Raw genomic sequence first — 23010 nt, forward strand, 5'->3', positions numbered from 1 at the left:
TCTTCCTCCAGCGGAACCTGAGGCTAGCAACCCAGGAGGAGCGCTGCATAGCCCATGCGCGCATCGGGCCAGCGACACTGGAATCCCGTCGCGCGCAGGTGCGCATTCGACATGCGCTTGTTGCCGATACCTTGGGCTGGCGGACCGTCGGGCGGGGGCGTGGCACCGAGCAGTCCAGCAAGGTAATCGTAGAGTTCGTCGACGGGTAACGGCGTATCGTCGACGCCGACATAGAGCGACTCAAGCACATCCAGCGAAAGCAGGTGCGCGATCGCCGCGGCCGCATCGTCGACATGAATGCGATTGGCGAAAACGCGGCGGCCGCGCGGCACGGAGACCTTGCCCTCGCGCAGCCGGTCCAGCAGCTGCGTTCGGCCAGGCCCGTAAAGTCCCGCTAGACGCAGCGACATACCACCGATGTCACGCGACGCCAGCCACTGCTCCGCCTCGACCAGCATGCGCCCGTTGAATCCCGGCGGATCCGTCGGCGTCGTTTCGTCGACCCACTCGCCGGCATGCTCGCCATAGACGGCTGTCGAGGAAACGAACACCGTGCGACCCGGTGGCGCCGGAAGTGCCTCGATGAGATGACGCAGTCCGTCGACGAAAATGGCACGGTAGGCCGCTTCGTCACGAGCATCCGGCGTGGGCGCGAAAACCACCGCATCGACCTTCGGCAGGCCGCGCAAAGTGTCGGGACGGGTCAGGTCGCCGCGCAGCCAGCGTATCGCCGGGTCCGGCGCGACCTCACTGCGACGCAGGGCGAATACCTGTTTGCCCTGCGCTACGAGACGTCGGGCCGCACGGATGCCGACATCGCCGGCGCCGGCGATCAGCACGGTCTCGTTCTTCTGCGGATGGCTTATTGCTAGCATGGGTGCGATGAATCCTTCGCCCAACCTGTTCCTGGTCGGCCCCACGGGAGCCGGCAAGACCACAATCGGACAGCGCCTCGCGGCGCACTATGGCCTGCCGTTCGTCGACCTCGATGTGGAGATCGAGGCACGCTGCGGCATGACGATCGCCGCGATCTTCGAAAGCGAAGGCGAGGCGGGTTTCCGGGCGCGCGAAAGCGCGCACCTGGATGAGTTTAGTCTGCGCAAGGGCATCGTGCTCGCCACCGGGGCGGGCGCCGTCGTCGCGCCGGACAACCGCGAGATCCTCATGGGCCGTGGCACCGTCCTCATGCTCGGGGTCGACGTGGATGAACAGCTCGACCGGCTCCAGCACGACCGCGTGCGCCCGATGATCGCCGGCGACGACCGGCGGGGCCGGCTGGAGCACCTCGCCCACGACCGCAATCATCTTTACGAGGAAATCGCCGACCTTATTTTTCGTGGCCGACACGAAGCGGTCGACGATGCCGCACCCCGGGCGATTGCCCTCATCGACCGCCACTGGAAACGTCACTGATGGAAACCGTCCACGTCGCACTTGCCGGCCGCGATTACAGCGTCTGGATCGGCCCCGGCCTGATTGCCGACAGCGCGCGCTGGCGTGCAAGGATTCGCGGCAGGCACGCGCTGGTCGTCAGCAATACCACGGTCGCGCCGCTCTATCTTTCCGCCCTGGCGAAAGGGCTCGACGGCCTGACCTGGTCGTCCTATCTCATCGACGATGGCGAAACCCACAAGACCTTCGCCAACGTCGGGCGTGTCCTCGAAGCCCTCGGGGAACTCGGCGCCACGCGCGATGCCTGCGTGATCGCCCTCGGTGGCGGTGTGGTCGGCGACCTGGCCGGCTTCGCCGCCGCGTGCTGGATGCGTGGGATCGACTTCATCCAGGTGCCGACCACCCTGCTGGCGATGGTCGACTCGTCCGTCGGCGGCAAGACCGGCGTGAACCTGCCCGCCGGGAAGAATCTCGCCGGGGCCTTCCACCAGCCCCGCGCCGTCGTCGCGGATGTGGACGTCCTCGCCACCTTGCCCCAACGCGAATATCGCGCCGGCCTGGCGGAAATCGTCAAGGGCGCCGCCATTGGCGATCCCGCCTTCTTCGTCTGGCTGGAATCCCATGCCGACGACCTGGCGAAGCGGGATGCCGCCATCCTGATCGAGGCGATTGCACGTAAATGCCGCTACAAGGCAGGGGTGGTCGCGCGCGACGAAACCGAACAGGGCGAGCGCGCCTTGCTCAACCTCGGCCACACCTTCGGTCATGCGCTGGAGACGGCAGGCAACTATAGCGAGATCCTGCATGGCGAAGGTGTCGCCATCGGCATGGTCCTGGCGGCGCGCCTGTCGGAGAAGCTCGGCATGGCTGCCGCTGACGATACGCAACGCCTCACCCGGCTGCTCGAACGTCTCGGCCTGCCGACCACGCCCTCGCGCGAACATGCCGCCAGCCGCCTGCTCGACCTCATGCGCCTGGACAAGAAGAACACGGCGGGCACGCTGCGCCTGATCCTCTGGCGCGGTATCGGGCAGGCGGAAATCGTCTCCGGCGTTCGCGATGCGGACGTGCTGGCCGTGCTCGAATGACGCACACCGTGCGTACCCCGGGGCGACCACCTACAATGATCGGCCCTGCGCCAGCCCGGATCGTTTGATGCGGATCTACATGCAAACCATGCCCGAAGCGGTGACGGAAGCGCCCCGTTTCGTCCAAATCACGCTGGAGCAGGATCTCCTCGGTGGCTGGACCCTGTACCGCGAAAGCGGCGTGCAGGGCGGCAAGACAACGCTCAAGCGTGAGGTCTACCTCGAACGCGACGCCGCGCAGGCTGCTTTCGAGAAAGCGCGCGACGCGCAGATCAAAAAAGGATTCAAAGTGATGTTCAGCCAGGGTCAGGAGTCGGCGCATGGCCGCTGACGTCCTCCGCAACGACCGTTTTCTCCGCGCACTGCGCCGCGAGCCGACCGACACCACGCCGATCTGGGTGATGCGTCAGGCGGGCCGCTACCTGCCGGAATACCGCGCCACGCGCGGCCGTGCCGGCAGCTTCATGGGGCTGGCAACGACCCCCGAGTTCGCCTGTGAAGTGACCTTGCAGCCGCTGGCCCGGTTCGACCTGGACGCGGCCATCCTGTTTTCGGACATCCTGACGATTCCGGACGCGATGGGCCTCGGCCTGTCGTTCGCGCAGGGCGAAGGCCCGCGCTTCGAACGCCCGCTGCGCGATGCCGCGTCGATCGAAAAACTCGTCGTGCCCGACATGGATGGCGAACTGCGCTACGTAATGGACGCCGTCCGCCTGATCCGCAAGGAACTCGACGGCCGCGTCCCGCTGATCGGCTTCTCCGGCAGCCCGTGGACGCTGGCCTGCTACATGGTCGAAGGCGAAGGCTCGCGCGATTTCGCGCGGGTCAAGGCGCTGGCCTGGAACGAACCGACGCTCGCTCACCACCTGCTCGACACCGTGGCGCGTTCGGTCGCCGCCTACCTGATCGCCCAGGCACACGCTGGCGCGCAGGCGCTGATGATCTTCGACACATGGGGCGGCCTGCTCGGCCCGGCGCCCTTCAAGGCCTTCTCGCTGCGCTACATGGCGCAGGTGGTCGACGCGCTGAAGGCCGACCCGGTCAGCCGCGAGCTGCCGGTCATCCTTTTTTCCAAGGGCGCCAGCGGCCAGCTCGAAGCACTCGCGGACACCGGATGCACCGGCCTGGGCGTGGACTGGACCATCGACATCGGCGAAGCCCGCCGTCGCGTCGGCGACCGCGTGGCCCTGCAAGGCAACCTCGATCCCGCCGTGCTACGCGCCTCGCCCGAGATCGTGGCGCGCGAAGCCCGCGCGGTCCTGGACGCCTTCGGCAACCATCCGGGTCACGTGTTCAACCTCGGCCACGGCATCACCCCGGAGGTCGACCCGGACAACGTGAAGGTGCTGGTCGATACCGTGCACGAGCACGGTAGGGCCATCCGGGCGGGCTAAGGCCCGAACCCTTCCGGCACCGGGCCGCGCTGCCGCGCGGATCGCCGATAAATCGGCTCCTACCAAGCAGGGCATGCCTGCTCTGGTAGGAGCCGATTTATCGGCGAACCCAGCCCAAGGCAGATGCCCCACTAGAGCCAGACCCTTAGAACCGGTTCGGCCCCGCAATATGGCACTTCCCCACCTCAGCCCGAGCCGCTATGGCCTGGCCCTGGTCATTGGCCTGCATGCGCATCTCGTAAATCGTCTGCCAGTTGCGCGCGCAAAGGCTGCCCGACTTCGGGCCCATCTCGAAAGACTGCTTGGCCAGCTGCTCGGCCAGCGGGARGTTCTGCATGCGAACCGCCACTTCGGCGCGGTCCTGGATCAGCTCCGGCGCCTGCGGCGCCAGCTTCAGGGCCTGCACGAGCTTGGCGTCCGCCTCCGGATAGCGACCGGCCTGTTCATCCGCCTGGGCGGACTTTTCCAGACCCTGCACGCCGGGATCGCGCAACGGGGYGACTTCGATCGCCGATTTCTCGCGTTCACCCGCGGCGCGGATCTGGGCGACGATGTCATAGGCGGGCTTGCTGGGACGGGTAGCCTGCGGCGGGGCGGGCTGGCTGCACGCGGCGACGAGCGTGACGGCGGCAATGGCACAAAAGCGAAGGCGATGCATGGGTCAATCCGTAGGATTACTGGGAACGGGCGGCGCCGGCTGGGCGTCACCGCCGCCGAACATACCCTTGAATTGCTGCCAGAAACAGCCCTCCTCGGCATCAGGCACGTAACCGGACACGAAGGGGAACTGCCGAGCGCCCTGGCACGACGGGTCCGTACGCTTGCCGGTCTGCGGGTTCACCCAGGCCATTTCGAGGCCGTCGCCCGGCGCCGCGGACAGTGGTCGCGTGGGCAGCTTGCGGAACAGCTCCTGCCACACCCGCATGCTGCCGGTGGCGCCGTAGAGTCCGGTGGGCTTGTTGTCGTCGCGCCCCATCCAGACCACGGCGAGGTGTTCACCGGTGAACCCGGCGAACCAGCTATCACGCTGGCTGTCGCTGGTGCCCGTCTTGCCAGCGGCATGGAGCGAGCCCAGGGACGAATTACCGATGGCCGCCGCGGTGCCACTGTTGACCACCTGTTGCATGGCCCAGGTGGTCAGGCGCGTGGCGGTCTGGTACTCGCCCTCCCCGCCCTYCACCTCGTAGCGCTTGATCGCCTGGCCCTTGTTGTCCATCACGCCACTCACCGCGATCAGCGGCAGCGCATGGCCGTCGGCAGCGATGTACTCGTAAAGCTGGGCCACCTGGAACGGCGACAGGTCGATCGCACCGAGCAGGAGCGACGGGCTGGGATTGACGTCCTGCAGGCCGAAGGACTCGAGGAACGCCTTGATCCGCGGGACGCCGACCTGGATGCCCAGATGCACGGTGGCCAGGTTCCACGAATGCACCAGCGCGTCGAGCATCGGCACCTGGCCGTGGATCTCGCGGTCGTCGTTCTGCGGCGTCCACGGCTTGCCGTCGGGCTGGGTCATGTTGATCGGCGTGTCATCGACGATCGTGGCCAGCGACCACTTCGACGGCTGCGACCACGCGACCAGATACACCAACGGCTTGACCAGGGAACCGATCGACCGGCGGGCATCCAGCGCGCGGTTGAAGCCCTGGTCACCCGGGTCGCGCGAGCCGACCACGGCGAGCACGCTGCCGGTGGCGACATCGGTGACGACGGCGGCCGCCTGCGCAGCGGCGCCGCGCTTGCCCAGGGACTTGGCCGTGGTCAGGATGGCCTGCTCGGTGTAGAGCTGGGCGGCCGGATCGAGCGTGGTGAAGATGCTCAGGCTGCCATCACGCAGCGCGGCCTCGTCGAAGTCGGCGGTGATCTGCGAGCGAACCAGCTGCATGAAGGCGGGAAACCGGTTGTGCGGAAGCTGTGCGTTGTCCGCGATGCCGAGCGGCGTGGCTTGCGCGGCCTTCGTCTGCGCATCGTCGAGCAGACCGGTGTCGTGGAACTGCTGCAGTACGAGGTTACGCCGTGACAGGGCGCGGTCCGGGTAACGCCGCGGATCGTAGTAGCTCGGTCCCTTCACCAGCCCGACCAGCAGGGCGATTTCCTGCGGCTTCAGGTCTTCCAGGCGACGACCGAAGAAGAACTCGCCGCCGGCGGCAAAACCATGCACGGCCTGGCTGCCCTGCTGGCCGAGGAACACCTCGTTGACGTAAGCCTCGAGGATGCGGCCCTTCGAGTAATGCGCTTCCATCAACACCGACAGGATCGCCTCGTTCACCTTGCGCATCATGTTCTGGCTGCGGTCGAGGAACAGGTTACGCACCAGCTGCTGGGTGAGCGTCGAGCCGCCCTGCACGGCATGGCCGGCGCGGAGGTTCGCCAGCGAAGCGCGCGCAATTGCGGAGAAGTCGATGCCGATGTGATGATTGAAATCGCGATCCTCGACGGCCTGCAATCCCTGCACCAGCAGCGGCGGCACGTTTTCGAGGCGGACGATACGGCGCTCTTCCTGTTGCGCGCCGTAAAGCGTCGCGATGCGAGCGGGATCCAGGTGAATGGCCTTGATCGGCTTGTCGTTCGCGTCGTCGACGATCGAGCCGACCTGGCCGTTGCTCAGGCTGACACGAAGGCGATGCGGCAGCTCGCCGCCATCCGGGCCCGAATAGCCGCGCGACGCGATGAGGAAGCGCGAACCGTTCTTCGCATAGCTGCCCTGCACCTTGCCGCCGCCTTCGGTGGTGTAACCGGCGAAGGTGAGCTCAAGCTCCAGCGTGGCTGGCGTCATGGCCCGGCCCGGTTCAAGCGGGAGGGGGCGCGCGTAGACGCGCGTCGGCACCGCGAATACCAGATCGTTGAAGCGATCCTGCAGGCGAGCGTTGAGGATCAGCGTGTAGGGCAAGAGGAAGCCGAACACGAGGCCCATCACCAGCCAGAAGGGAATGCGCAGCCAGGGCCAACTGGCACGCAGGATGGAACCAAGACGATTCAGGAAAGCCAACGCGGGGAAGTCCTGCGGAGAGAGACGAAGTCGGATGATAGGGGCACTGCCCCGGCGCCCATCTGAACGAATGCTGGCAAAGCGGTGACCCGCGGCGTCAGGAGTTCGCCTGCCAGGTCTCGGGCCGCGGTGCAAAGGCACGGGGATGGATGTCCAGAACCGCTTCCAGGACGCGATTGTCGGCGATCAGGTCGCTATCGAGTCGATGGAGGGGGCCGCGAAGGGCTGGCGAAACGGCGGAAGCCACGTTCAGGATAAACCGGGGAATCGGCAACGGAAGGGTCACCGAGCCGGCGGAACGGCGCGTCCGGCGGAACATTTCGGCGGCGCTGAGGCGTTCGCCACCCCCGATCGAGAACGTCTGGTTGCGACCTGCCGGCCGTGTCAGGGCCGCGACGATGGCCGCGGCGATGTCGTCGGCGTGAACCGGCTGACGCTGCCCTCGGCCCGCCGGCAGCGGGAAGACGTGGCGGCGCCGGGCGTTCTGGACCACCGGCGTAAGGCTCTTGTCCAGGCCAGCCCCATAGACGAGTGTCGGCCGGAATAGGGTCCACGGCATGCCGCGCGACGCGCAGGTGGTGCTGAGCTCGGTCTCGGCGTCGCGCAGGATGCGTGACAGCTCACGCTCGGCGGGGTCCGTCGAGTCGCGCTTGGTTTCCGCGCTCATCGATGACGTCGCCACGATGTGAGGTGTGCCCGGCACGCGCGTGAGCGACAGCCATTGCGACAGCCCGTTCAGCGGGCCGAGGCAGACGATTGCCTTCAGCGGCGGCAGCGAGGGCATGCCACCCGGGAGCTGGCCGACGATCCAGTCGGGATGATTGTCGCGAGGCTGCCGGCTCAGGGCGAGCACGTCCTCGCCGGCGGCGGCCAGGCGAGGCAGGAGAAAATGACCGATCTGGCTGGTGGCGCCGATGACGAGGATCTGCATGCGTTCGCTCATCGTCCTGTCGCGATGCGCTCGTAGGCGCCCTGCAGGCGCGGATCGTCCGGCGTGTAATGGCGTGCCCGGTCCAGGGCCTGAAACGCCCCCTGACGATCGCCTTGCGAGGAGCGCTGCAAGGCACTGTCGATCCACGCGCTGCCCAGGCGGTGGCGCATCTCACCCTGCGACGCGTCGCCCGGTGCGAGGTCGGAAAGTGTGGCGTAAAGGTCCTCGGCGCGCTTGACGTTGCCATTGGCGACGGCCTGTTGCATCAGCTTTTCGACCTGACCGGGTAAGCCCTGCAAGCCGGCACGGGCGGCCGGGTCATTGCCATCGATCGCGAGCGCGTTGCGATACAAATCGTAGGCGCTGTCCCCGGGCGGGTCCATGATGTCACCGCGCGTCGCGGCGGCCTGGGCCCGACCGACCAGTGCGGTGACCTTGGCCTTCTGTTCCGGGCTGACGGCGAGCGATGCCTCCGCCGTGTCGCCGTCGCGTAGCGTCGCCACCGCATCGGACGATGTGCCGTGCCTGGCGCTCTTCGCGTCCCCACCACCGATACGCGCACGCGCGGCAGCAAGCTCGGCGGATTTCGGCGCCAGTTTCGCGGCCTGGTCGAGCAGGCGCGATGCCTGGGCGTCGTCTTCGCTGTCGAGTGCGGCGTTGGCCTGCACGATGAGCGCCTGGGCAACCTGTCCAAGGCCCGCCTTGGCGTCCGCGTTATCGGGGTCGGCGGCCAGCACGGCCCGGAAGCGGGCGAGCGCATTGTCGTCGCCGTCACCGGTGAACCGGCCGGCGCGCATGGCGTCGTTGCCCTGCTGAACGAGGGCAGTGACGGCCTGGTCGTCCTGCTTCCGGTTTTCCGCCAGCGAGGCGCGCAGCGACGGCAGGTCGCCGTAACCCGGCACGAGGATGGCGATGCGATCGACCAGGGCGTTTGCCTTGGCCCTGTCGTTGTCGGCAATGGCCTGGCGTGCCTGGGCGGCCAGCGCGTCGCCGACCTTGTCCAGGCCACGAGCGGCCACGGTGTTCGACTTGTCCGCATCGAGCACGCGACGATAAAGGGCACCGGCACCATCGTCGCCATCGAGCTTGCCGGCGACGAACGCCGCCTGCGCCTGGTCGATGAGGGACGCCGTATGCCCTTGCGGATTGCGTGCCTGCGAGAGGCGCGCGCTCAGTTGTTCGACATCGTTGCCGCCACCGAGCAACTCCCTGGCTACGCCGAGCGCGGCATCCGCCTCGTCGAGCCGGCCGGCGTTGAGCGCCTGGTCGGCGCGGGCGATCTCGGCCTGCCCGACGCGACGCAGACCATCGCGGGCCTGGTCGCTGTCCGGTTGCTGGTCGCGCGCTTTTTCGAACAGCTCACGGGCACTATCGCCCTGCGCGCCGTCGAGCTTGCCGGCGTCCAGCGCCTGCTTGGCCTGGGTGAGTACGTCATTGAGTTCGGTGCTGGGCACGAGGTTGCGCAGGCGGTCCTGTTGCAGCCACAGGCCGGTGACGGCGCCGATCAGAACCAGTACCAGCACGGGAATGAGCCAGCCCCGCTTGCGCGCACGGCGCGGAGGGGGCGTCGGCCCACCCGTCCGGCGACGCGGCTCGTCGACGACGAAGTGAGGCAACCCGTCGTCGACCGGCGGCACCGGCTTGTCCAGGTCGTCGAGCCGACCCAGGGTAGGTTCGGTTCGTCCGCGTGGTTCGTGGTCGTTCGAGTCTCGGCGTCCGCTCATCGGTCAGGCATCTTCCCTAGGAGCGCAGCAGCTTAACATCGGGGTGTGAACGGCCGTTCAAAGCTCGACGCGGATACGGCTGGCCGCGCGCTTGGCCTTGTCGAGGGCTTCCTCCACCGTCGCGCCTCGGGCCAGGGTCACGGCCATCCGGCGGCGACCCCGCACTTCCGGCTTTCCGAAGATGCGCAACATCGTGCCCGTCTCGGCCAGGGCCTCGGCGACGCCGTGATACATCGGCGCCGCGCCTTCGCCTTCGACAAGTACGGCACAGGAGGCCGCCGGCGCGAACGCGTGGATGTCGGGCACGGGCAGGCCAAGGATGGCCCGCGCGTGCAGGGCGAATTCGGAAAGGTCCTGCGAGATCAGGGTGACCAGACCGGTGTCGTGCGGGCGCGGACTGACTTCGGAGAAGATGACGTCGTCGCCACGCACGAAGAATTCGACGCCGAACACGCCCCAGCCTCCCAGGGCGGCCGTGATCGCGTCGGCCTGGCGCTCGGCGGAAGCGCGGGCTGCATCGCTCATCGGCTGCGGCTGCCACGATTCGCGATAGTCGCCTTCTTCCTGGCGATGACCGATGGGCGCGCAGAACGACACGCCATCGCGATGGCGTACGGTGAGCAGGGTGATCTCGTAGTCGAAATCGATAAAGCCTTCGACAATGACGCGACCGCGACCGGCGCGGCCGCCGGACTGCGCGTATTCCCACGCCGCGTCCGCCTCGCCCGGCTCGCGCACGACGCTCTGCCCCTTGCCCGACGAGCTCATCACCGGTTTGACGACGCACGGCGTACCGAGCTCGGCGATGGCGGCCAGAAACGCCTCGTGCGTGTCGCAGAACCGGTACGGCGAGGTCGGCAGGCCGAGGGCTTCCGCGGCGAGGCGGCGGATACCCTCGCGATCCATGGTCAGCCACGCGGCCCTGGCGGTGGGGATGACCTTGAGGCCTTCCTTCTCCATCTCGATGAGGGTCTGCGTGTGGATCGCTTCGATCTCCGGAACGACCAGGTGCGGCTGCTCTTCTTCAATCAGCTTGCGCAGGGCGGCGCCGTCGAGCATGTCGATCACGTGGCTGCGGTGGGCCACCTGCATGGCCGGCGCATTCGGGTAGCGATCCACCGCGATCACCTCGACGGCGAAGCGCTGCAGCTCGATGGCGACCTCTTTACCGAGCTCGCCGGACCCCAGCAGAAGCACCTTCAGAGCGTTAGGGGAATGCGGGGTGCCGAAGCTGGTCATGGGGCGGGTCCGGAGGGAATGCGAAGCCCCTATTCTACCGGGCCGGGACACGACCAATGGGGTACTTGACTCCAGCCACGAAAGTGCTGTTATGAGGCTGTCCCCAACAATCCGGAAGTACGCTCATGAGACGTCGTCTTGCCGCCGTCGCCGTACTGCTGTGTCTGACCGCCACCTCGGCCCTGGCGGATCAGCGCTGGATGACCGTTCTCCTCGACGGTCGCAAGGTGGGCAACCTGCAGATCGACCGCGACCAGGCGGGCGACAAGGTGACCACCACCCAGGTCCTCAACTTCCGCCTCACCCGTGTGCACACACCGATCCTGCTCCAGACCCGCATCCAGACCGTGGAGTCCGCGCTGGGTGCCCCGCTGGCTTTCTACGCCACGACCAACATGTCGTCGCAGCAGAACCTGGTGCAGGGCGAGGTCCGCGATGACGGGGCTTTCCAGGTGGCCAATACGGTGGGCGGCCAGTCGAAGGTCAACCTGCTGATCTGGCCTACCGGTGCGTCGCTGGCCGAAGGACAACGCCTGTCCATGGTCGCTCATGGGTTCCGCCAGGGCACGACGTACCAGATCCGCAACTTCGACGCCGTCAAGCAACAGGTCGCCACGGTCGATGTCCTCGTCATCGGTGATGAGGTAATCGAGATGCCCGATGGCAACCGCGAAACCCTGCATCATCTGCGCCAGTCGCTGGTAGGCTTCACGGGCGATCGCAGCGTCGATATCTGGGTCGACAACCAGGGTTACATCCGCCGCGGCATCTCGCCGATGCTCGGCTTTCGCCTGGAAATGGCGGCATGCAACGAGGCCTGCGCCAAGGCACCCGACCAGGACGTCGACCTGCTCCGTGCGGCCATGATCCAATCACCACGCCCGATGGTCATGGGGCTGCGTGCTGCGCCTGTGCGCTACACCATCACGGTGCGCGGCAACTTCCCGCAACCCTTCGTCGAAACCGATGAGCAACATGTCACCGCGATCGGCGATGGCGTCTACATGATCGACGTCGGCTTCGGCCACATGACGAGCGATGAGGCGGCACCCTCTCCCGAAGACATCGCATCCAATGCCTGGGTGCAATCGGATTCGCCGCAGATCCGTGCGTTCGCGAAACAGATCATCGGCGACGCCACCAGCGATCTCCAGCGCATGCGTCGACTTCGCTCCTACATCTCGGACTACATCTCGCGGAAAGGACTCGATGTCGGCTACGCATCGGCCCTGGAAACCATGGAAAGCCGGAACGGCGACTGCACCGAGCACGCCGTCCTGCTGACAGCCCTGGCGCGGGCGGTCGGTATCCCGGCGCGGGTGGTCACCGGCATCGTCTATGTCGAGCGCATGGGTGGCGCATCGCGCGTCTTCATTCCCCACGCCTGGACGCAGGCCTTCATCAACGGACGCTGGATCAGCTTCGACTCGGCGCAACGACGATTCGACTCGACCCACATCGCGCTCGGCGTCGGCAATGGTGACCCCTGGCGCTTCTTTGCCGCGATGAGCACGCTGGGTCACATCACCATCAATCGCGCGATCGCCGCGTCGAACCTGATGGACATGCCCATCCCGTCCGGGATGACCGCCAGCCCCGGAGGCAAAGGGTCCAACTGACCGCGCGGGAGCCGCTAATGACCGTGTGGGAGCCGCTTCAGCGGCGATGCGCCGGCTCCTCTGTGGGAGCCGATTCATCGGCGATCCTACAGAGCGGGCGCCGCCCGCAACGACAACCCCGCCGCGATCCACCCACCGATAAACGCCACCCCACCCACCGGCGTTACAAGCCCCACCAGCCGCGGCGCCCCCACGGCCAACGCATAGAGGCTGCCCGAAAACAGCACGATGCCCAGGGCGAACAGGACGATCGCCACCGACCGCGCCCGGCCGACGGGCAGTCCGATTACCGCAGCGAACAGGGCCAGTGCATGCCAGAAGTGGTATTCGACGCCTGTGTGCCAGATGCCCAGGCCGTGGTCGTCCACCACGCCACGCAGCGCGTGCGCACCAAACGCACCGAGCACGACCGCGGAGGCGCCGGCAATGCCGACGAGAAGGGCTTGGGCACCGCTGACATGTTGTCGCATCCGGATCGTTCCAGGTGAAAGAGGTGCCTGTCGGCCGGCACGGGTGGCGTATCCTTTGCGGGATATGTCGCGGAGTGTCGCATGAAGCCCTCGTTCTCCCGCCGGGTCCTGTGGGCCTTGCTGATCCTTAGCGCTCTCGTCGGCGTGAGCGCTTGCCAACGCCAGCCACAACCCGAGTGGCGGCTGACCGATGTGTCCGGCCACCTGCCCGACCTCGACTTCCGGCTGACCGACGACAACGGCAAGGCCGTGACCGGCGCCGACTTCAAGGGCAAGGTCACCCTCATGTACTTCGGCTACACGCATTGCCCGGATGTCTGCCCGCTGACACTGACTCAGTTGCATGTGGTCCTGGATCGTCTTGGCCCGCCGGCCGACAACGTCCGCATCCTGTTCGTCAGCGTCGATCCCAAGCGCGACACGCCGGAGATCATGCACGCCTACGTCAACGCCTTCGACAAKCGTGCCGTCGGCCTGGTCGGTTCGGACGCCGACGTCGAAGCGCTGGCCAAGCGCTACCGCTCCGCCTTCACCCGCGAACCGGATCGTGGCAATGGCGCCTACGACGTGAGCCACAGCTCGGCCATCTATTTCTTCGACGCCGAGGGCAAGGCCCGCCTGCTGGCCACGCCTTCCGCATCGCAGGACGACATGGTGCACGACCTGCACCTCCTCACTTCACTGGGAGCCCACCCGTGACTTTCCGATCACTCGCCATTGCCCTGTTGCTCGTTGCCGGCGCGGTACAAGCCGCGGACGCACCTTTGGTCAAGACCAGCGATGGCTGGCTACGTGTCCTGCCGGGAAGTTTGCCCGCGGGCGGCTACGTGAGCTTCGAGAACCTGTCCGATCGCGCCGTGTCGATCGTCGGTGCGTCGTCGCCGGACTATGCCGAGGCCATGATCCACCGCAGCAGCACCGACGGCGGCATGGGACGCATGGAAATGGTCGACAGCGTCGCGCTGCCGCCGAAGGGCAAGCTGGCCTTCTCGCCGGGCGGCTACCACGTGATGCTGATGGACGCGAAACATCCGGTGAAGCCGGGCGACAAGATCGTCGTGACGTTCAAGCTGTCCGACGGGCAGAATCTTCCCGTCACTTTGCTGGCCAGGCCAGCGAATGCGACCGGCGCGACCGACTGAGTCCACCCGGCCGTTTCTTGTAGGAGCCGATTCATCGGCGATGGGTGCTCGCGATAACCTGGCCCGCTGCCGCGGGATCGCCGATAAATCGGCTCCTACCTGCTAGCGGGCTGCAGCTACCTGGTAATGAATTCGCTCGGCGCGTCGTGCGCGCCGAGATCCTCGCGATACAGCTCGTTGACCTCGGCCGAGTCCGGGCCGTCGTGCAGCCACACGTCGAGCCGGTCGATTGCCGCTGCCTCGCCGTAGACGACCACCTCGACGCTGCCATCCGGCAGGTTACGGGCGTGGCCGGTGAGCTTGAGTGCCGTGGCCTGCTCTCGCGCCGAAGCACGAAAGAACACACCCTGCACCTTTCCCCTGACGACGAAACGAGCGGCTTTCATTTTATTTCCCCTTGCTGATGGCCTCACCGAGGCTCTGCTCGGTCACGGGGCCGACGAAGCGCTTGGCCACCGTGCCGTCCGGTGCGATCAGGTACGTCGTCGGCAGGCCCTTCGGCGCCTCGAACGCTTTCGGCGGGTCCATGACGTCGACCTGGGCAATCGGGTACGCGACGGGGTGCTTGGCAAGGAAGGCACGGATGTCTTTCGCATCGGTATCTTCGAAAGCGAGGCCGATCGCCGTGACGTTCTTGTGGTTCGTCACGAAGGCCGAGATGTCCGGCATTTCCTTGATGCAGGGCACGCACCAGGTGGCCCAGTAGTTGACCACCACCCACTTGCCATGCTGCGCGGCGAGGTCGAACGGCTTGCCGTCCAGCGTGGTGATTTTCAGATCGGGGGTGGCGGCCGTGGCAGCGATCGCCGGGCCCGTGAGTACGAGAGCGGTGAGGGCGACGGCGAGAAAGCGGCGAATCATGCGGGAGAGTCCTCGATGGAAACACTGACGACAGCGGGGGGAAAGAGCTGGTCGAGCCGCGCACCCAGCGTCGCGTCCAGCGCGGCGGCAAGGTGATCGAGCAGCACGAGCAGCTCGGTGGGGAGATAGATGCCGAGTCGCTCCACCTGCTCGCGCGGATGCAGGGGCAGGCGATACGACGTGCACCGGTACACGCGGAGCAGCTCCGTGCAGTCCAGGCTGCGGGTGAGCAACCAGCCGCCGGCCTCGCCGCGCTGGATCATGTCTGCGCGCTGGAGATCGTCGAAGTAACAGGTGATCGCGCTCGATGGCAGGTACGGGGCGCGCACGCGAACCGTGGCGGGATCCACACTGTCGCCGGCGCGCTGCGCCTCGACGAAGTGCTGCAGCACCACCAGCAGGCCGATGAATTCGGCCCCTTCGGGCAAGGCCTCTTGCGGCATGGTGTACTCGAACGCGGAGATCGAAGCGGCGATGGACGCACCGAGGATCACAATGATCCAGGAGAGGTAGATCCACAGCAGGAAGATGGGGATCGCCGCGAGCGCGCCATAGATTTCCTCGTAGGTCGGCGCATTACGGATGAACAGCGTGAAACCCCAGCGCGCGATCTCGAACAGGATCGCGCCCAGCAATGCACCGATGGCCGCGTGTCGCCAGTCGACCCGGCGATTGGGCACCATGGTGTACATCAGCACCAGGGTGACGAAGGTGATGACGAACGGCAGGAAATTGAGCAGACGGCTCTGCGTGGCGATCTGGTCCGCCGCCGCGTGCAGCATCGGGAACGCGGTGATGTACGAGGTGAGCACCAGGCTGCCGACGACGAGGATGGGTCCGAGCGTGAGTGCCGCCCAGTAGAGCAAAAGACGCGACGTCCATCCTCGGGGCTTGCGCACGCGCCAGATGCGGTTCATGCGGTCTTCGATGCTGATCATCATCGACACGGCGCTGAACAGCATGACCAGGATGGAGATACCGGTCAGCTGGCTGGCTTTGTCGGCAAAGGCCAGCATGTATTCCTGGATCTTGATGCCCGTGGCCGGCACGAAGTTCTGGAACGCATAGTTGGCCAGGCTGCCGCGCCACTCGGCGAACACCGGAAACGCCGAGAGAATGGCGAACACGGCAACGGTCAGCGGCACGAGCGAGACGAGCGTCGTGTACGACAGCGCACCGGCCGTCTCGAAGCATTTATCGTCGACGAAGCGCAGCCACGTGAAGCGGGTGAAGCTCAGGGCGCGGTCGCGGTCGAAGCGAAGCGGCGGCATGTCTGTCCTTAATCCTGTCCCGAAACATTGGGAACGTGTGGCTATTCTGCGAGACTAGCGCCTTCGCACAGGCGCCCATCCATGTCCCACGACGTCCTCGTACTCTACTACAGCCGTAGCGGCCACACGGCCCAGCTCGCACGCCTCATCGCCCGCGGGATCGAGGAAGTACCGGGCATGCGGGCACGCCTGCGCCAGGTGCCGCCGGTGGCGCCAGTGACCGAAATCGCCATGCCGCCGGAGCCGGACGAGGGTGCTCCCTACGTATCCCGCGCCGATCTGCTCGAGTGCGTGGGCGTGGCCATGGGCAGCCCCACGCGTTTCGGCAACATGGCCGCGCCGTTGAAGTACTTCCTCGACACCACGGGTGCCGAGTGGGCATCCGGCGCACTGGCAGGCAAGCCAGCCGCCCTGTTCACCTCGACCAGCACGATGCACGGTGGCCAGGAAGCCACCTTGCTGTCGATGGCCCTGCCCCTGCTCCACCACGGCATGCTGATCGTCGGCATTCCGTACACCGAGCCCGCGCTGACCAGCACGACCAGCGGCGGCACACCCTATGGCGCCAGCCACGTGGCCGGCGGTCGCGGGGACAACACCATCAGCGAGCACGAGCGGGAGCTTGCCCGTGCGCTGGGACGGCGACTGGCCGATGTGGCGCGGCGGCTGGCGACTGCCGCATGAGCGTGCCCCTCACTGGCACGCAAACGACCGGGCTGTGGGCATGGGGCGGCCTCCTCCTGCTCCAGGTGCTGTGGTACTCGCTGTATCCGCCGGTATCGATCCCGACCTGGGTTGCCTTCGTGATCACCGTGCCGCCACTGCTCCTGCCCCTGCTGTCGTTGCCGCGGGTGACGCGTGCGCTGCTATGGGTCGGCGTGCTGGCGCTGTTCTATTTCTGCCACGGCGTCACCGAAACGTGGAGCGGCGGACCCGACCGCTGGCTCGGGGTGATCGAGCTCGTCCTGACCCTGCTGCTCATTGGCACACTGGGCGTGGGTGTTCGCCGGCCGCGCTAGTCGATGGACTCGGCAAAGTCATCGGTGCACGCTAGGCCCGCTGACTGACGGAGAGGACGCCACGATGGCTTTTCTGCAGGACGCGCCGCAACTGGCGCATCCCTATCGCAACGACCGCGTACTGAACGCATGGCTCGGCCGTGTCCTGCCGGCCGACCGGCTCGAGGCGGTGCGTGCCGACCTCGAGGCCCTCGGCGATTACGCGGTCATGGCCTGGGATCGACGCGGCCGCACACCGCGCACCGAACCCGTCCTCACCTCGTGGGATGCGTGGGGCGCCCGCGTGGATCGCATCGCGCTCACGCCCGCCTGGGAAGAAGGTCCCGGCATCACCACCCGCCATGCCGTCCTCGCGTCCGGTCACGATGCCTCACCCTGGGCGCGCGTGGAAGAGTTCGCGCGTGTGTACCTGTATCACATCGCCAGCGAATTCTATTGCTGCCCCCTGGCCATGACCGACGGCGCCGCCACGGCGATACGCGCCTCGGGCAACCGCGCACTGATCGATCGCGCACTACCGCATTTTCTCAGCCGCGACGCGGCGACGTTCTGGCTTTCCGGACAGTGGATGACCGAAACGCCGGGTGGATCCGATGTCGGCCGCACGGAAACCGTTGCCCGCCAGGACGCCGACGGCCAATGGCGCCTGTACGGCCGCAAATGGTTCAGCTCCGCCGTGGTCGGCGAAGCCGCCCTGGCCTTGGCTCGCCCGGAAGGCGCGGGTCATGGCACCTCGGCCCTCGCCTTGTTCTATGTCGAAACCAAGGACGACCAGGGATCCTGGCGCGGCATCACGATCGATCGCCTGAAGAAGAAACTCGGCACCCGCGAACTGCCAACGGCAGAGATCCATCTCGACGGCCTGCCTGCGACGCCGGTAGGCGCGCTCGACCACGGTGTGCGCCAGATCGCGCCGATGCTCAACGTCACGCGAACCTGGAACGCTGTTTGCGCCGTCGCGAGCATGGCCCGTGCCATTTCCCTCGCGCGCGACTACGCGACACGGCGCAGCGCGTTCGCGGCACGACTGATCGACCATCCGCTGCACGCCCGCACGCTGGCCGACATGCAGGCCGAGTTCGAAGCCGCTTTCTCGCTCACGTTCTTCGTCGCCGAGTTGCTGGGTCGCACCGAGCGCGGCGAAGGCGCCGTGCACGAGGCCGCCCTGCTCCGCCTGCTCACACCACTGGCCAAGCTGTGGACGGCGAAAGTATCGATTCGTGTCGTTTCCGAAGCGCTCGAATGCTTCGGCGGCGCCGGTTACATCGAGGACACGGGCCTGCCTCAGCTGTTACGCGATGCCCAGGTCTACGCCATCTGGGAGGGCACGACCAATGTCCTCTCGCTCGACATGCTGCGCGCCATCGGCAGCACCGGCATCGCACCGTTGCGGATCGCCATCGATGCACTGGTGGATCGTGATGCCCCCGAGCGGACGCCGATCCACGCCGCCCTCGACGCCACCGAGGCCCTGCTCGGCGACGTCGTCGCGGACCGCGCCTCGCTCGAAGCCTCCGCGCGCGGCGTTGCCTACACGCTGGCGCGCACGATGGCGGCCGCCTTGCTGGTGCGCTCGGCGGGATGGGCGAGCGCCAGCGGCGACCCCCGGGCCCCGGCCGCTGCCCGGCGCTTCATCGCCCGTGGCCTCGACCGGCTCGCTCTGCCGGAGAACGACGAGGACATCCTGCTCGCGACCGACGCCCCGCCCATGACCGGCCCGGCCACGGGGTAGAATGGCTGCCCCGCGTTACCCGGCTTCCCAGGTCTGACATGCAGCAGCTCACCATCGTTACCACCGGCGGCACGATCGACAAGGTCTACTTCGACGACAAGTCGGACTACCAGATCGGTAGCCCRCAGATCGCCGACATCCTCCAGCAGCTCGGCGTCGCGTTCCGCTTCGACGTGATTCCGATCCTGCGCAAGGACAGCCTGCACGTGACGGACGAAGATCGCGTGCTGATGCGCAGCACGATCGAAGCCCAGCCGCACCGCCATGTGCTGGTAACGCACGGCACCGACACCATGGTCGAGACCGCGCGCGTGCTGGCGGGCATCCCCGGCAAGGTCATCGTCCTGACCGGAGCACTGAACCCCGCGCGCTTCCAGGGCTCCGATGCCGTGTTCAACATTGGCTGCGCCGTCGGCGCGGTGCAATCGCTGGCCGACGGTGTCTACATCGCCATGAACGGCCGCGTGTGGGATCCCGCCACCGTGCGCAAGAACCGCGACGCGAATCGTTTCGAAGCGATCTGACCCTTCAGTCGCCCGGACGGGAAAACACCCGATCCTCGACCACCGCGTCGACCGTCGCCCCCGCATCGATCAGCCCTGCTCCGCAACCTTTCGGGCAAGGACCCGGCAGCGGCCTGGCGTTGTCGACCAGCTGTGTCGTGATCTCGTCCACGCCGATGCGCGGGTCGGCCGCTCGCATGAGCGCGACCAGCCCCGCGACCTGCGGCGCCGCCATGGATGTGCCCGCGTAGTACTTGAAGACGGGGCGCTGGCGCGTGCGTGCGCCGGCGTCGACCGACGACAGGATATCGTCGGTGCCGAACTGCCTGAGCGAACCGCCCGGGGCCGCCACGGTGACGCCGTTGCCGAAGTTCGAGTACCACGCCATGCCTCCGTCGCGGTCGAGCGCGGCGACGGAAACGACACCGGGGCAGTTCGCCGGCGATACGGCGGAAGCGGATATCGAATCGTTGCCTGCGGCCGCCACCACAGCCGTGCCCCGGCCACGCGCCTGCGCGATCGCGCGTCCCATGGCCGTACCGCAGGCACCGGGCAGGCGCAGACTGAGATTGATGACATCGACGGGAGGCCTGCTGGGTATGCCGGCCACTTCGCCACCGGAGGCCCAGACGATGGCATCCGCCACGTCGGAAAGCCGGCCGCCACAGCGCCCCATGACACGCACCGGGACCAGCTTGGCCTCCGGTGCGACGCCGACGATGCCCGGCACGTTGCCTGCCCTCGCGACGACGATGCCGGCGACATGCGTCCCATGCCACGATGAGGGCTCGCTCCGCTGCGAACCGCAGTCGCCTGGCTCGGTCCAGTCACCCTCGTCGGTTGGGTCAGCATCGCGCGCATCGCCGTCACGTGCCGTGGAGGCATCGGTGATGAAGTCGTAGCCGGGAAGCAGCTGGCCGTCGAATTCCGGGTGCGCCGTGATGCCTGTATCCAGTACGGCGACGACCGCGCCGTCGCCGCGCGTATCGACCCATGCGACCGCTGCATCGATACCGACCTTCGGATCGTGCATGTACCACTGGCGCCGCCAAAGCGAGTCGACGATACCGCCGGCCGGCGTGACCATGCGGTCTTCCTCAATCGCGACGACGCCCTCCGCGGCGGCCAACGCCTCGGCCTCGGCGGCGGTGAGTTCCATCACTTCACCGCCTGTCGCCAGACGACCCCGATGCCACGAAGGCGAACGACGTCGCCTCGTGGCGGGTGCCGCCTCGCTCACCGCGGCCTTTGCGGTCATGGCATCGTCGAAATGAACGATGTAGCGCGTCGTCGCTTCGTTCGCGGCAACGACGGGCGTGCTTAACGCGAAACCGAGCACAACGGCCACACAAGGCAAACCGGGAGACTTCGACATGATGCGTTCCTTCGACAAGGCGCTCCTTGGCGCCGGTCGAAACAAGCTAGAAGACACGCACCCACACAAGCATCCACCTGGCATCCACGGCGAATGTCGGAATAGTTCGAGGCGTGCTCCACGTCCAGGCCTACGCCATGCCAGACGAACGAGGCCCGGCGTCACCGCCGGGCCTCGGATTACGCACGCTCGAGAGCGCTTACGGCGTCCAGGTAGCCTTCAACGACACACCCGAGAAAGCCGAGTAGCCGCGGACCTTGACGTAGTACGTGCCTGCCTGAGTCGTCGCGAAGGTGCACGACTCGGCATTGCCTGACTTGTACGGACGGCAGTTGTAGCTCGACGTGGTCGGCGCGGAACCGAACTTCACGTAGAGGTCCGCGTCACCCGTGCCGCCGCTCGTGGCGATGACGAGGTTCTTGGCACCAGCCGCGACCACCACCGTGTAGCTGAGCTCCTGGCCGGTGCTGCCGGCGAGGCCCGTCTTGGCGACGCCATTGGTCAGGGCACCGCCGCCACCGCCACCCGTCGAGCAGGTGACGCCGACGCCGGTGAATGCCGAGGCGACATCCGTGGCCGAGAAGCCCAGATCGGTCGCCGCGCTGGCGACGCCGCACGAGCCACTGTTGAACGTGGAGCTCGCCGTCCAGTACAAAGCGTTCGCGCGAGCGAATACTTTGAAGGCTTTCACCGTGTCCCAACCGGTCTTCTTCGCCAGCAGGCAGAAGGCCTTGTTGTAGACGCCGGACGAGTAATGCACGTCGAGGCCACTGGTGTAATCGGAAGCGTTGCCGATCGAACCGCCATCCTGGGGCGGATCGCACATGTAACGCAGTGCGGTGCCGATACCGGCACTGGCCTTGACGATGTCCGCACCGACGAGGAAGTCGTTGGTGCCGCGATCGTAGTACTCGGCCGCTTCGCCGGCGATGTCCGAATAGGCTTCGTTCATGCCGCCGGACTGGCCGCTGTAGGTCAGGTTCGAGTGCTGCTCGGTGTAGCCGTGGCTGATTTCGTGCGAGGTCACGTCCAGGGCCACCAGCGGATAGAACGTGCTGGCACCGTCGCCGAAGTTCATCGAGCTGCCGTCCCAGAACGCATTTTCGTAGCTTGAGCCGTAGTGCACCTTCATCACCAGCACCTGGTTCAGGGGTGCCGCGCCGGTGTAGGCGGTGTACATGTCGTGCACCACGCCGCCGAAGTGATGCGCGTCGTTGATCGGTCCGTAGGCGCCGTTGATCGCGTCACCGGCGGAGTTGAAGCAGGTAAAGCTCCACAACGTGCCGTTACCGGACGTGGCGTGGTTGAGGTTGTACGTCTTCACGTTCGTGTTCTGCGCCGTGCAGGTATTCCCCGACTGCGTGACGATCAGGGCAGGTTTACCGCCGGCACCCCAGGTGTATTGCCCGGTTTTCTGATTGCCGCCAGGACCGGTGGCATTCACTTCGGCGTAGGTCAGGCCATCCCACTGCTCGATGATCTCGCCCGTGTTGGCGTCGATCAATGCCGTGGGACGCGTCGGATGGTCGCCGCCAGAGAAGAACGAGGTGAGGTAAACCAGGCGTGCGGCGACACCGTCGCCGGGATAGACGTAGAGATCCGCCTTCGCGTTCTCGGGCTTGGCCACCGCACCGGCCAGTGCCGTCGCCTGCTTGCCAAGGAGCGCCACCGCACGAGCCGCGTCGATCTTCGGCGTAACGGATGCCAGGTCGACCTGAAGATCGGACGTGACCACGCCGTTGGCGACCAGCGAATTACCCTGGGCGTCCTGCTCCACGGCGATACTCCGACCGAAGACCGGCACGCCCTTGAAGGTCTGCTGCATGCGAACGGTCTGCGTACCCCTGACGGTCGGCAGCGCGTTCTTCGCCACGAAGGCGTTGTCGGCCGAGAGGCCGAGTTTTGCGGCCAGCTGGCTGGCGGGGATGGCTCCCAGACTCTGTGCGCGCAGGGCCTGCTCGGTAGCCGCCGAGGCGACGGAACAGGTAGCGACGGCCAGCGAAGCGACCAGGAGTTTCAAGCGAACATGACTTGCCATTACGTTCCTCCTCCAGGAACAGGCCACACGAACCCATTGCGGTCGTGTGGACCACATTCCGAACGATATGATTGACGCGCCGAAGCGCGATGCCCGTTGCAACTTTCGGCCCCCTGCCGAAAGTCCTTGTCAACCTAGCGCAAGTTCTGACGGTCGACTACCTAGGGATTTCCCTAGGAAACCGCCGGAACCGCGAAGCGACGCACGGATCCACGACACGAAC

The 23010-nt window shown here is 66.7% G+C and carries 23 protein-coding genes; 11 read left to right on the forward strand and 12 right to left on the reverse strand.

Annotation, left to right across the window (positions count from 1 at the left end; translation table 11 throughout):
- Positions 1–23 precede the first annotated feature (23 nt).
- The gene (locus AC1DYM_RS05420) at positions 24–875 is read right to left on the reverse strand and encodes an SDR family oxidoreductase (RefSeq protein ID WP_477336707.1); all 852 of its coding nucleotides are present in this window, start codon (positions 873–875) and stop codon (positions 24–26) included.
- A 7-nt stretch (positions 876–882) separates the two neighbouring features.
- Between AC1DYM_RS05420 and AC1DYM_RS05425 the strand changes: the two genes are divergently transcribed.
- From AC1DYM_RS05425 to hemE, 4 genes are all read left to right on the forward strand, one after another.
- Positions 883–1413, forward strand: coding sequence for a shikimate kinase (locus tag AC1DYM_RS05425; protein ID WP_477336709.1), 531 nt, complete (start codon positions 883–885; stop codon positions 1411–1413).
- Positions 1413–2480 carry a 3-dehydroquinate synthase gene (gene aroB / locus AC1DYM_RS05430; RefSeq protein WP_477336711.1) on the forward strand — a complete coding sequence of 356 codons (1068 nt, stop codon included), beginning with the start codon at positions 1413–1415 and terminating at the stop codon, positions 2478–2480. Before AC1DYM_RS05425 ends, aroB begins: the two co-directional genes overlap by 1 nt.
- A 67-nt stretch (positions 2481–2547) precedes the next feature.
- Positions 2548–2811 carry a WGR domain-containing protein gene (locus tag AC1DYM_RS05435; protein WP_046966364.1) on the forward strand — a complete coding sequence of 88 codons (264 nt, stop codon included), beginning with the start codon at positions 2548–2550 and terminating at the stop codon, positions 2809–2811.
- Complete coding sequence (gene hemE / locus AC1DYM_RS05440; RefSeq protein WP_477336713.1) at positions 2801–3874, forward strand: uroporphyrinogen decarboxylase; 1074 nt, start codon at positions 2801–2803, stop codon at positions 3872–3874. The genes AC1DYM_RS05435 and hemE overlap by 11 nt, the downstream gene beginning before the upstream one ends.
- A 145-nt stretch (positions 3875–4019) precedes the next feature.
- On the opposite strand, the gene AC1DYM_RS05445 is transcribed toward hemE, so the two are convergent.
- The 5 genes from AC1DYM_RS05445 to purT form a co-directional block, all read right to left on the reverse strand.
- Positions 4020–4532 carry a tetratricopeptide repeat protein gene (locus tag AC1DYM_RS05445; protein WP_477336715.1) on the reverse strand — a complete coding sequence of 171 codons (513 nt, stop codon included), beginning with the start codon at positions 4530–4532 and terminating at the stop codon, positions 4020–4022.
- A 3-nt stretch (positions 4533–4535) separates the two neighbouring features.
- Positions 4536–6863, reverse strand: coding sequence for a penicillin-binding protein 1B (mrcB, locus tag AC1DYM_RS05450; RefSeq protein ID WP_477336717.1), 2328 nt, complete (start codon positions 6861–6863; stop codon positions 4536–4538).
- Positions 6864–6960: 97 nt separating this feature from the next.
- Positions 6961–7806 carry an SDR family oxidoreductase gene (locus AC1DYM_RS05455; protein WP_477336719.1) on the reverse strand — a complete coding sequence of 282 codons (846 nt, stop codon included), beginning with the start codon at positions 7804–7806 and terminating at the stop codon, positions 6961–6963.
- Positions 7803–9518, reverse strand: coding sequence for a hypothetical protein (locus AC1DYM_RS05460; RefSeq protein WP_477336721.1), 1716 nt, complete (start codon positions 9516–9518; stop codon positions 7803–7805). The genes AC1DYM_RS05455 and AC1DYM_RS05460 overlap by 4 nt, the downstream gene beginning before the upstream one ends.
- 57 nt (positions 9519–9575) lie before the next feature.
- Positions 9576–10757 (reverse strand): formate-dependent phosphoribosylglycinamide formyltransferase, encoded by a 1182-nt coding sequence (gene purT / locus AC1DYM_RS05465; protein WP_477336723.1) that lies wholly within the window; start codon positions 10755–10757, stop codon positions 9576–9578.
- 125 nt (positions 10758–10882) lie between these two features.
- On the opposite strand from purT, the gene AC1DYM_RS05470 reads away from it, so the two are divergent.
- Complete coding sequence (locus tag AC1DYM_RS05470) at positions 10883–12376, forward strand: transglutaminase-like domain-containing protein (protein ID WP_477336725.1); 1494 nt, start codon at positions 10883–10885, stop codon at positions 12374–12376.
- Between the two features lie 86 nt (positions 12377–12462).
- Here AC1DYM_RS05470 and AC1DYM_RS05475 read toward each other — a convergent pair whose 3' ends face one another.
- Positions 12463–12846, reverse strand: a complete 384-nt coding sequence (locus AC1DYM_RS05475; protein ID WP_477336727.1) for a DUF423 domain-containing protein — start codon at positions 12844–12846, stop codon at positions 12463–12465.
- Positions 12847–12927: 81 nt separating this feature from the next.
- Here AC1DYM_RS05475 and AC1DYM_RS05480 point away from each other — a divergent pair, with 81 nt between their 5' ends.
- Entirely contained in the window at positions 12928–13545 is a 618-nt protein-coding gene (locus AC1DYM_RS05480) for an SCO family protein (RefSeq protein ID WP_477336729.1), read from the forward strand.
- Positions 13542–13988 (forward strand): copper chaperone PCu(A)C, encoded by a 447-nt coding sequence (locus AC1DYM_RS05485; RefSeq protein WP_477336731.1) that lies wholly within the window; start codon positions 13542–13544, stop codon positions 13986–13988. The genes AC1DYM_RS05480 and AC1DYM_RS05485 overlap by 4 nt, the downstream gene beginning before the upstream one ends.
- Before the next feature lie 116 nt (positions 13989–14104).
- Here the strand turns inward: AC1DYM_RS05485 and AC1DYM_RS05490 are convergent, their stop codons facing one another.
- Genes AC1DYM_RS05490 through AC1DYM_RS05500 form a run of 3 tightly spaced genes read right to left on the reverse strand, consistent with a single transcriptional unit; the run spans position 14105 to position 16120 of the window.
- Complete coding sequence (locus tag AC1DYM_RS05490) at positions 14105–14374, reverse strand: acylphosphatase (RefSeq protein WP_477336733.1); 270 nt, start codon at positions 14372–14374, stop codon at positions 14105–14107.
- Between the two features lies 1 nt (position 14375).
- Positions 14376–14849: a TlpA family protein disulfide reductase gene (locus tag AC1DYM_RS05495; protein ID WP_477336735.1), complete on the reverse strand. Its 474-nt coding sequence runs from the start codon at positions 14847–14849 to the stop codon at positions 14376–14378.
- On the reverse strand, positions 14846–16120 hold the full coding sequence (locus AC1DYM_RS05500; RefSeq protein WP_477336737.1) for a YihY family inner membrane protein: 1275 nt from the start codon (positions 16118–16120) through the stop codon (positions 14846–14848). Before AC1DYM_RS05500 ends, AC1DYM_RS05495 begins: the two co-directional genes overlap by 4 nt.
- Before the next feature lie 81 nt (positions 16121–16201).
- Between AC1DYM_RS05500 and wrbA the strand changes: the two genes are divergently transcribed.
- The 4 genes from wrbA (at position 16202) to AC1DYM_RS05520 (ending at position 19395) form a co-directional block, all read left to right on the forward strand.
- Complete coding sequence (gene wrbA, locus AC1DYM_RS05505) at positions 16202–16804, forward strand: NAD(P)H:quinone oxidoreductase (protein ID WP_477336739.1); 603 nt, start codon at positions 16202–16204, stop codon at positions 16802–16804.
- Positions 16801–17139 (forward strand): DUF2069 domain-containing protein, encoded by a 339-nt coding sequence (locus AC1DYM_RS05510; protein ID WP_477336741.1) that lies wholly within the window; start codon positions 16801–16803, stop codon positions 17137–17139. Before wrbA ends, AC1DYM_RS05510 begins: the two co-directional genes overlap by 4 nt.
- Positions 17140–17203: 64 nt before the next feature.
- Entirely contained in the window at positions 17204–18871 is a 1668-nt protein-coding gene (locus AC1DYM_RS05515) for an acyl-CoA dehydrogenase family protein (RefSeq protein ID WP_477336743.1), read from the forward strand.
- A gap of 38 nt (positions 18872–18909) precedes the next feature.
- Positions 18910–19395, forward strand: coding sequence for an asparaginase domain-containing protein (locus AC1DYM_RS05520; RefSeq protein ID WP_477336745.1), 486 nt, complete (start codon positions 18910–18912; stop codon positions 19393–19395).
- A 4-nt stretch (positions 19396–19399) separates the two neighbouring features.
- Here AC1DYM_RS05520 and AC1DYM_RS05525 read toward each other — a convergent pair whose 3' ends face one another.
- The gene (locus AC1DYM_RS05525) at positions 19400–20749 is read right to left on the reverse strand and encodes a S8 family peptidase (RefSeq protein ID WP_477336747.1); all 1350 of its coding nucleotides are present in this window, start codon (positions 20747–20749) and stop codon (positions 19400–19402) included.
- Positions 20750–20948: 199 nt separating this feature from the next.
- Positions 20949–22787: a M4 family metallopeptidase gene (locus AC1DYM_RS05530; protein WP_477336749.1), complete on the reverse strand. Its 1839-nt coding sequence runs from the start codon at positions 22785–22787 to the stop codon at positions 20949–20951.
- Between the last annotated feature and the right edge of the window lie 223 nt (positions 22788–23010).

The organism is Luteibacter sp. P1_D3 (assembly GCF_056406135.1).

Excerpts from the sequence above, each read along its gene's own strand:
- purT (WP_477336723.1), bottom strand. The coding sequence starts at position 10,757 with ATGACCAGCTTCGGCACCCCGCATTCCCCTAACGCTCTGAAGGTGCTT.
- AC1DYM_RS05475 (WP_477336727.1), bottom strand. The coding sequence starts at position 12,846 with ATGCGACAACATGTCAGCGGTGCCCAAGCCCTTCTCGTCGGCATTGCC.
- AC1DYM_RS05455 (WP_477336719.1), bottom strand. The coding sequence starts at position 7,806 with ATGAGCGAACGCATGCAGATCCTCGTCATCGGCGCCACCAGCCAGATC.
- AC1DYM_RS05470 (WP_477336725.1), top strand. The coding sequence starts at position 10,883 with ATGAGACGTCGTCTTGCCGCCGTCGCCGTACTGCTGTGTCTGACCGCC.
- AC1DYM_RS05525 (WP_477336747.1), bottom strand. The coding sequence starts at position 20,749 with ATGTCGAAGTCTCCCGGTTTGCCTTGTGTGGCCGTTGTGCTCGGTTTC.
- wrbA (WP_477336739.1), top strand. The coding sequence starts at position 16,202 with ATGTCCCACGACGTCCTCGTACTCTACTACAGCCGTAGCGGCCACACG.
- AC1DYM_RS05490 (WP_477336733.1), bottom strand. The coding sequence starts at position 14,374 with ATGAAAGCCGCTCGTTTCGTCGTCAGGGGAAAGGTGCAGGGTGTGTTC.
- aroB (WP_477336711.1), top strand. The coding sequence starts at position 1,413 with ATGGAAACCGTCCACGTCGCACTTGCCGGCCGCGATTACAGCGTCTGG.
- AC1DYM_RS05495 (WP_477336735.1), bottom strand. The coding sequence starts at position 14,849 with ATGATTCGCCGCTTTCTCGCCGTCGCCCTCACCGCTCTCGTACTCACG.
- AC1DYM_RS05515 (WP_477336743.1), top strand. The coding sequence starts at position 17,204 with ATGGCTTTTCTGCAGGACGCGCCGCAACTGGCGCATCCCTATCGCAAC.
- AC1DYM_RS05460 (WP_477336721.1), bottom strand. The coding sequence starts at position 9,518 with ATGAGCGGACGCCGAGACTCGAACGACCACGAACCACGCGGACGAACC.
- AC1DYM_RS05425 (WP_477336709.1), top strand. The coding sequence starts at position 883 with ATGAATCCTTCGCCCAACCTGTTCCTGGTCGGCCCCACGGGAGCCGGC.
- AC1DYM_RS05530 (WP_477336749.1), bottom strand. The coding sequence starts at position 22,787 with ATGGCAAGTCATGTTCGCTTGAAACTCCTGGTCGCTTCGCTGGCCGTC.
- AC1DYM_RS05510 (WP_477336741.1), top strand. The coding sequence starts at position 16,801 with ATGAGCGTGCCCCTCACTGGCACGCAAACGACCGGGCTGTGGGCATGG.
- AC1DYM_RS05500 (WP_477336737.1), bottom strand. The coding sequence starts at position 16,120 with ATGCCGCCGCTTCGCTTCGACCGCGACCGCGCCCTGAGCTTCACCCGC.
- AC1DYM_RS05435 (WP_046966364.1), top strand. The coding sequence starts at position 2,548 with ATGCGGATCTACATGCAAACCATGCCCGAAGCGGTGACGGAAGCGCCC.
- hemE (WP_477336713.1), top strand. The coding sequence starts at position 2,801 with ATGGCCGCTGACGTCCTCCGCAACGACCGTTTTCTCCGCGCACTGCGC.
- AC1DYM_RS05420 (WP_477336707.1), bottom strand. The coding sequence starts at position 875 with ATGCTAGCAATAAGCCATCCGCAGAAGAACGAGACCGTGCTGATCGCC.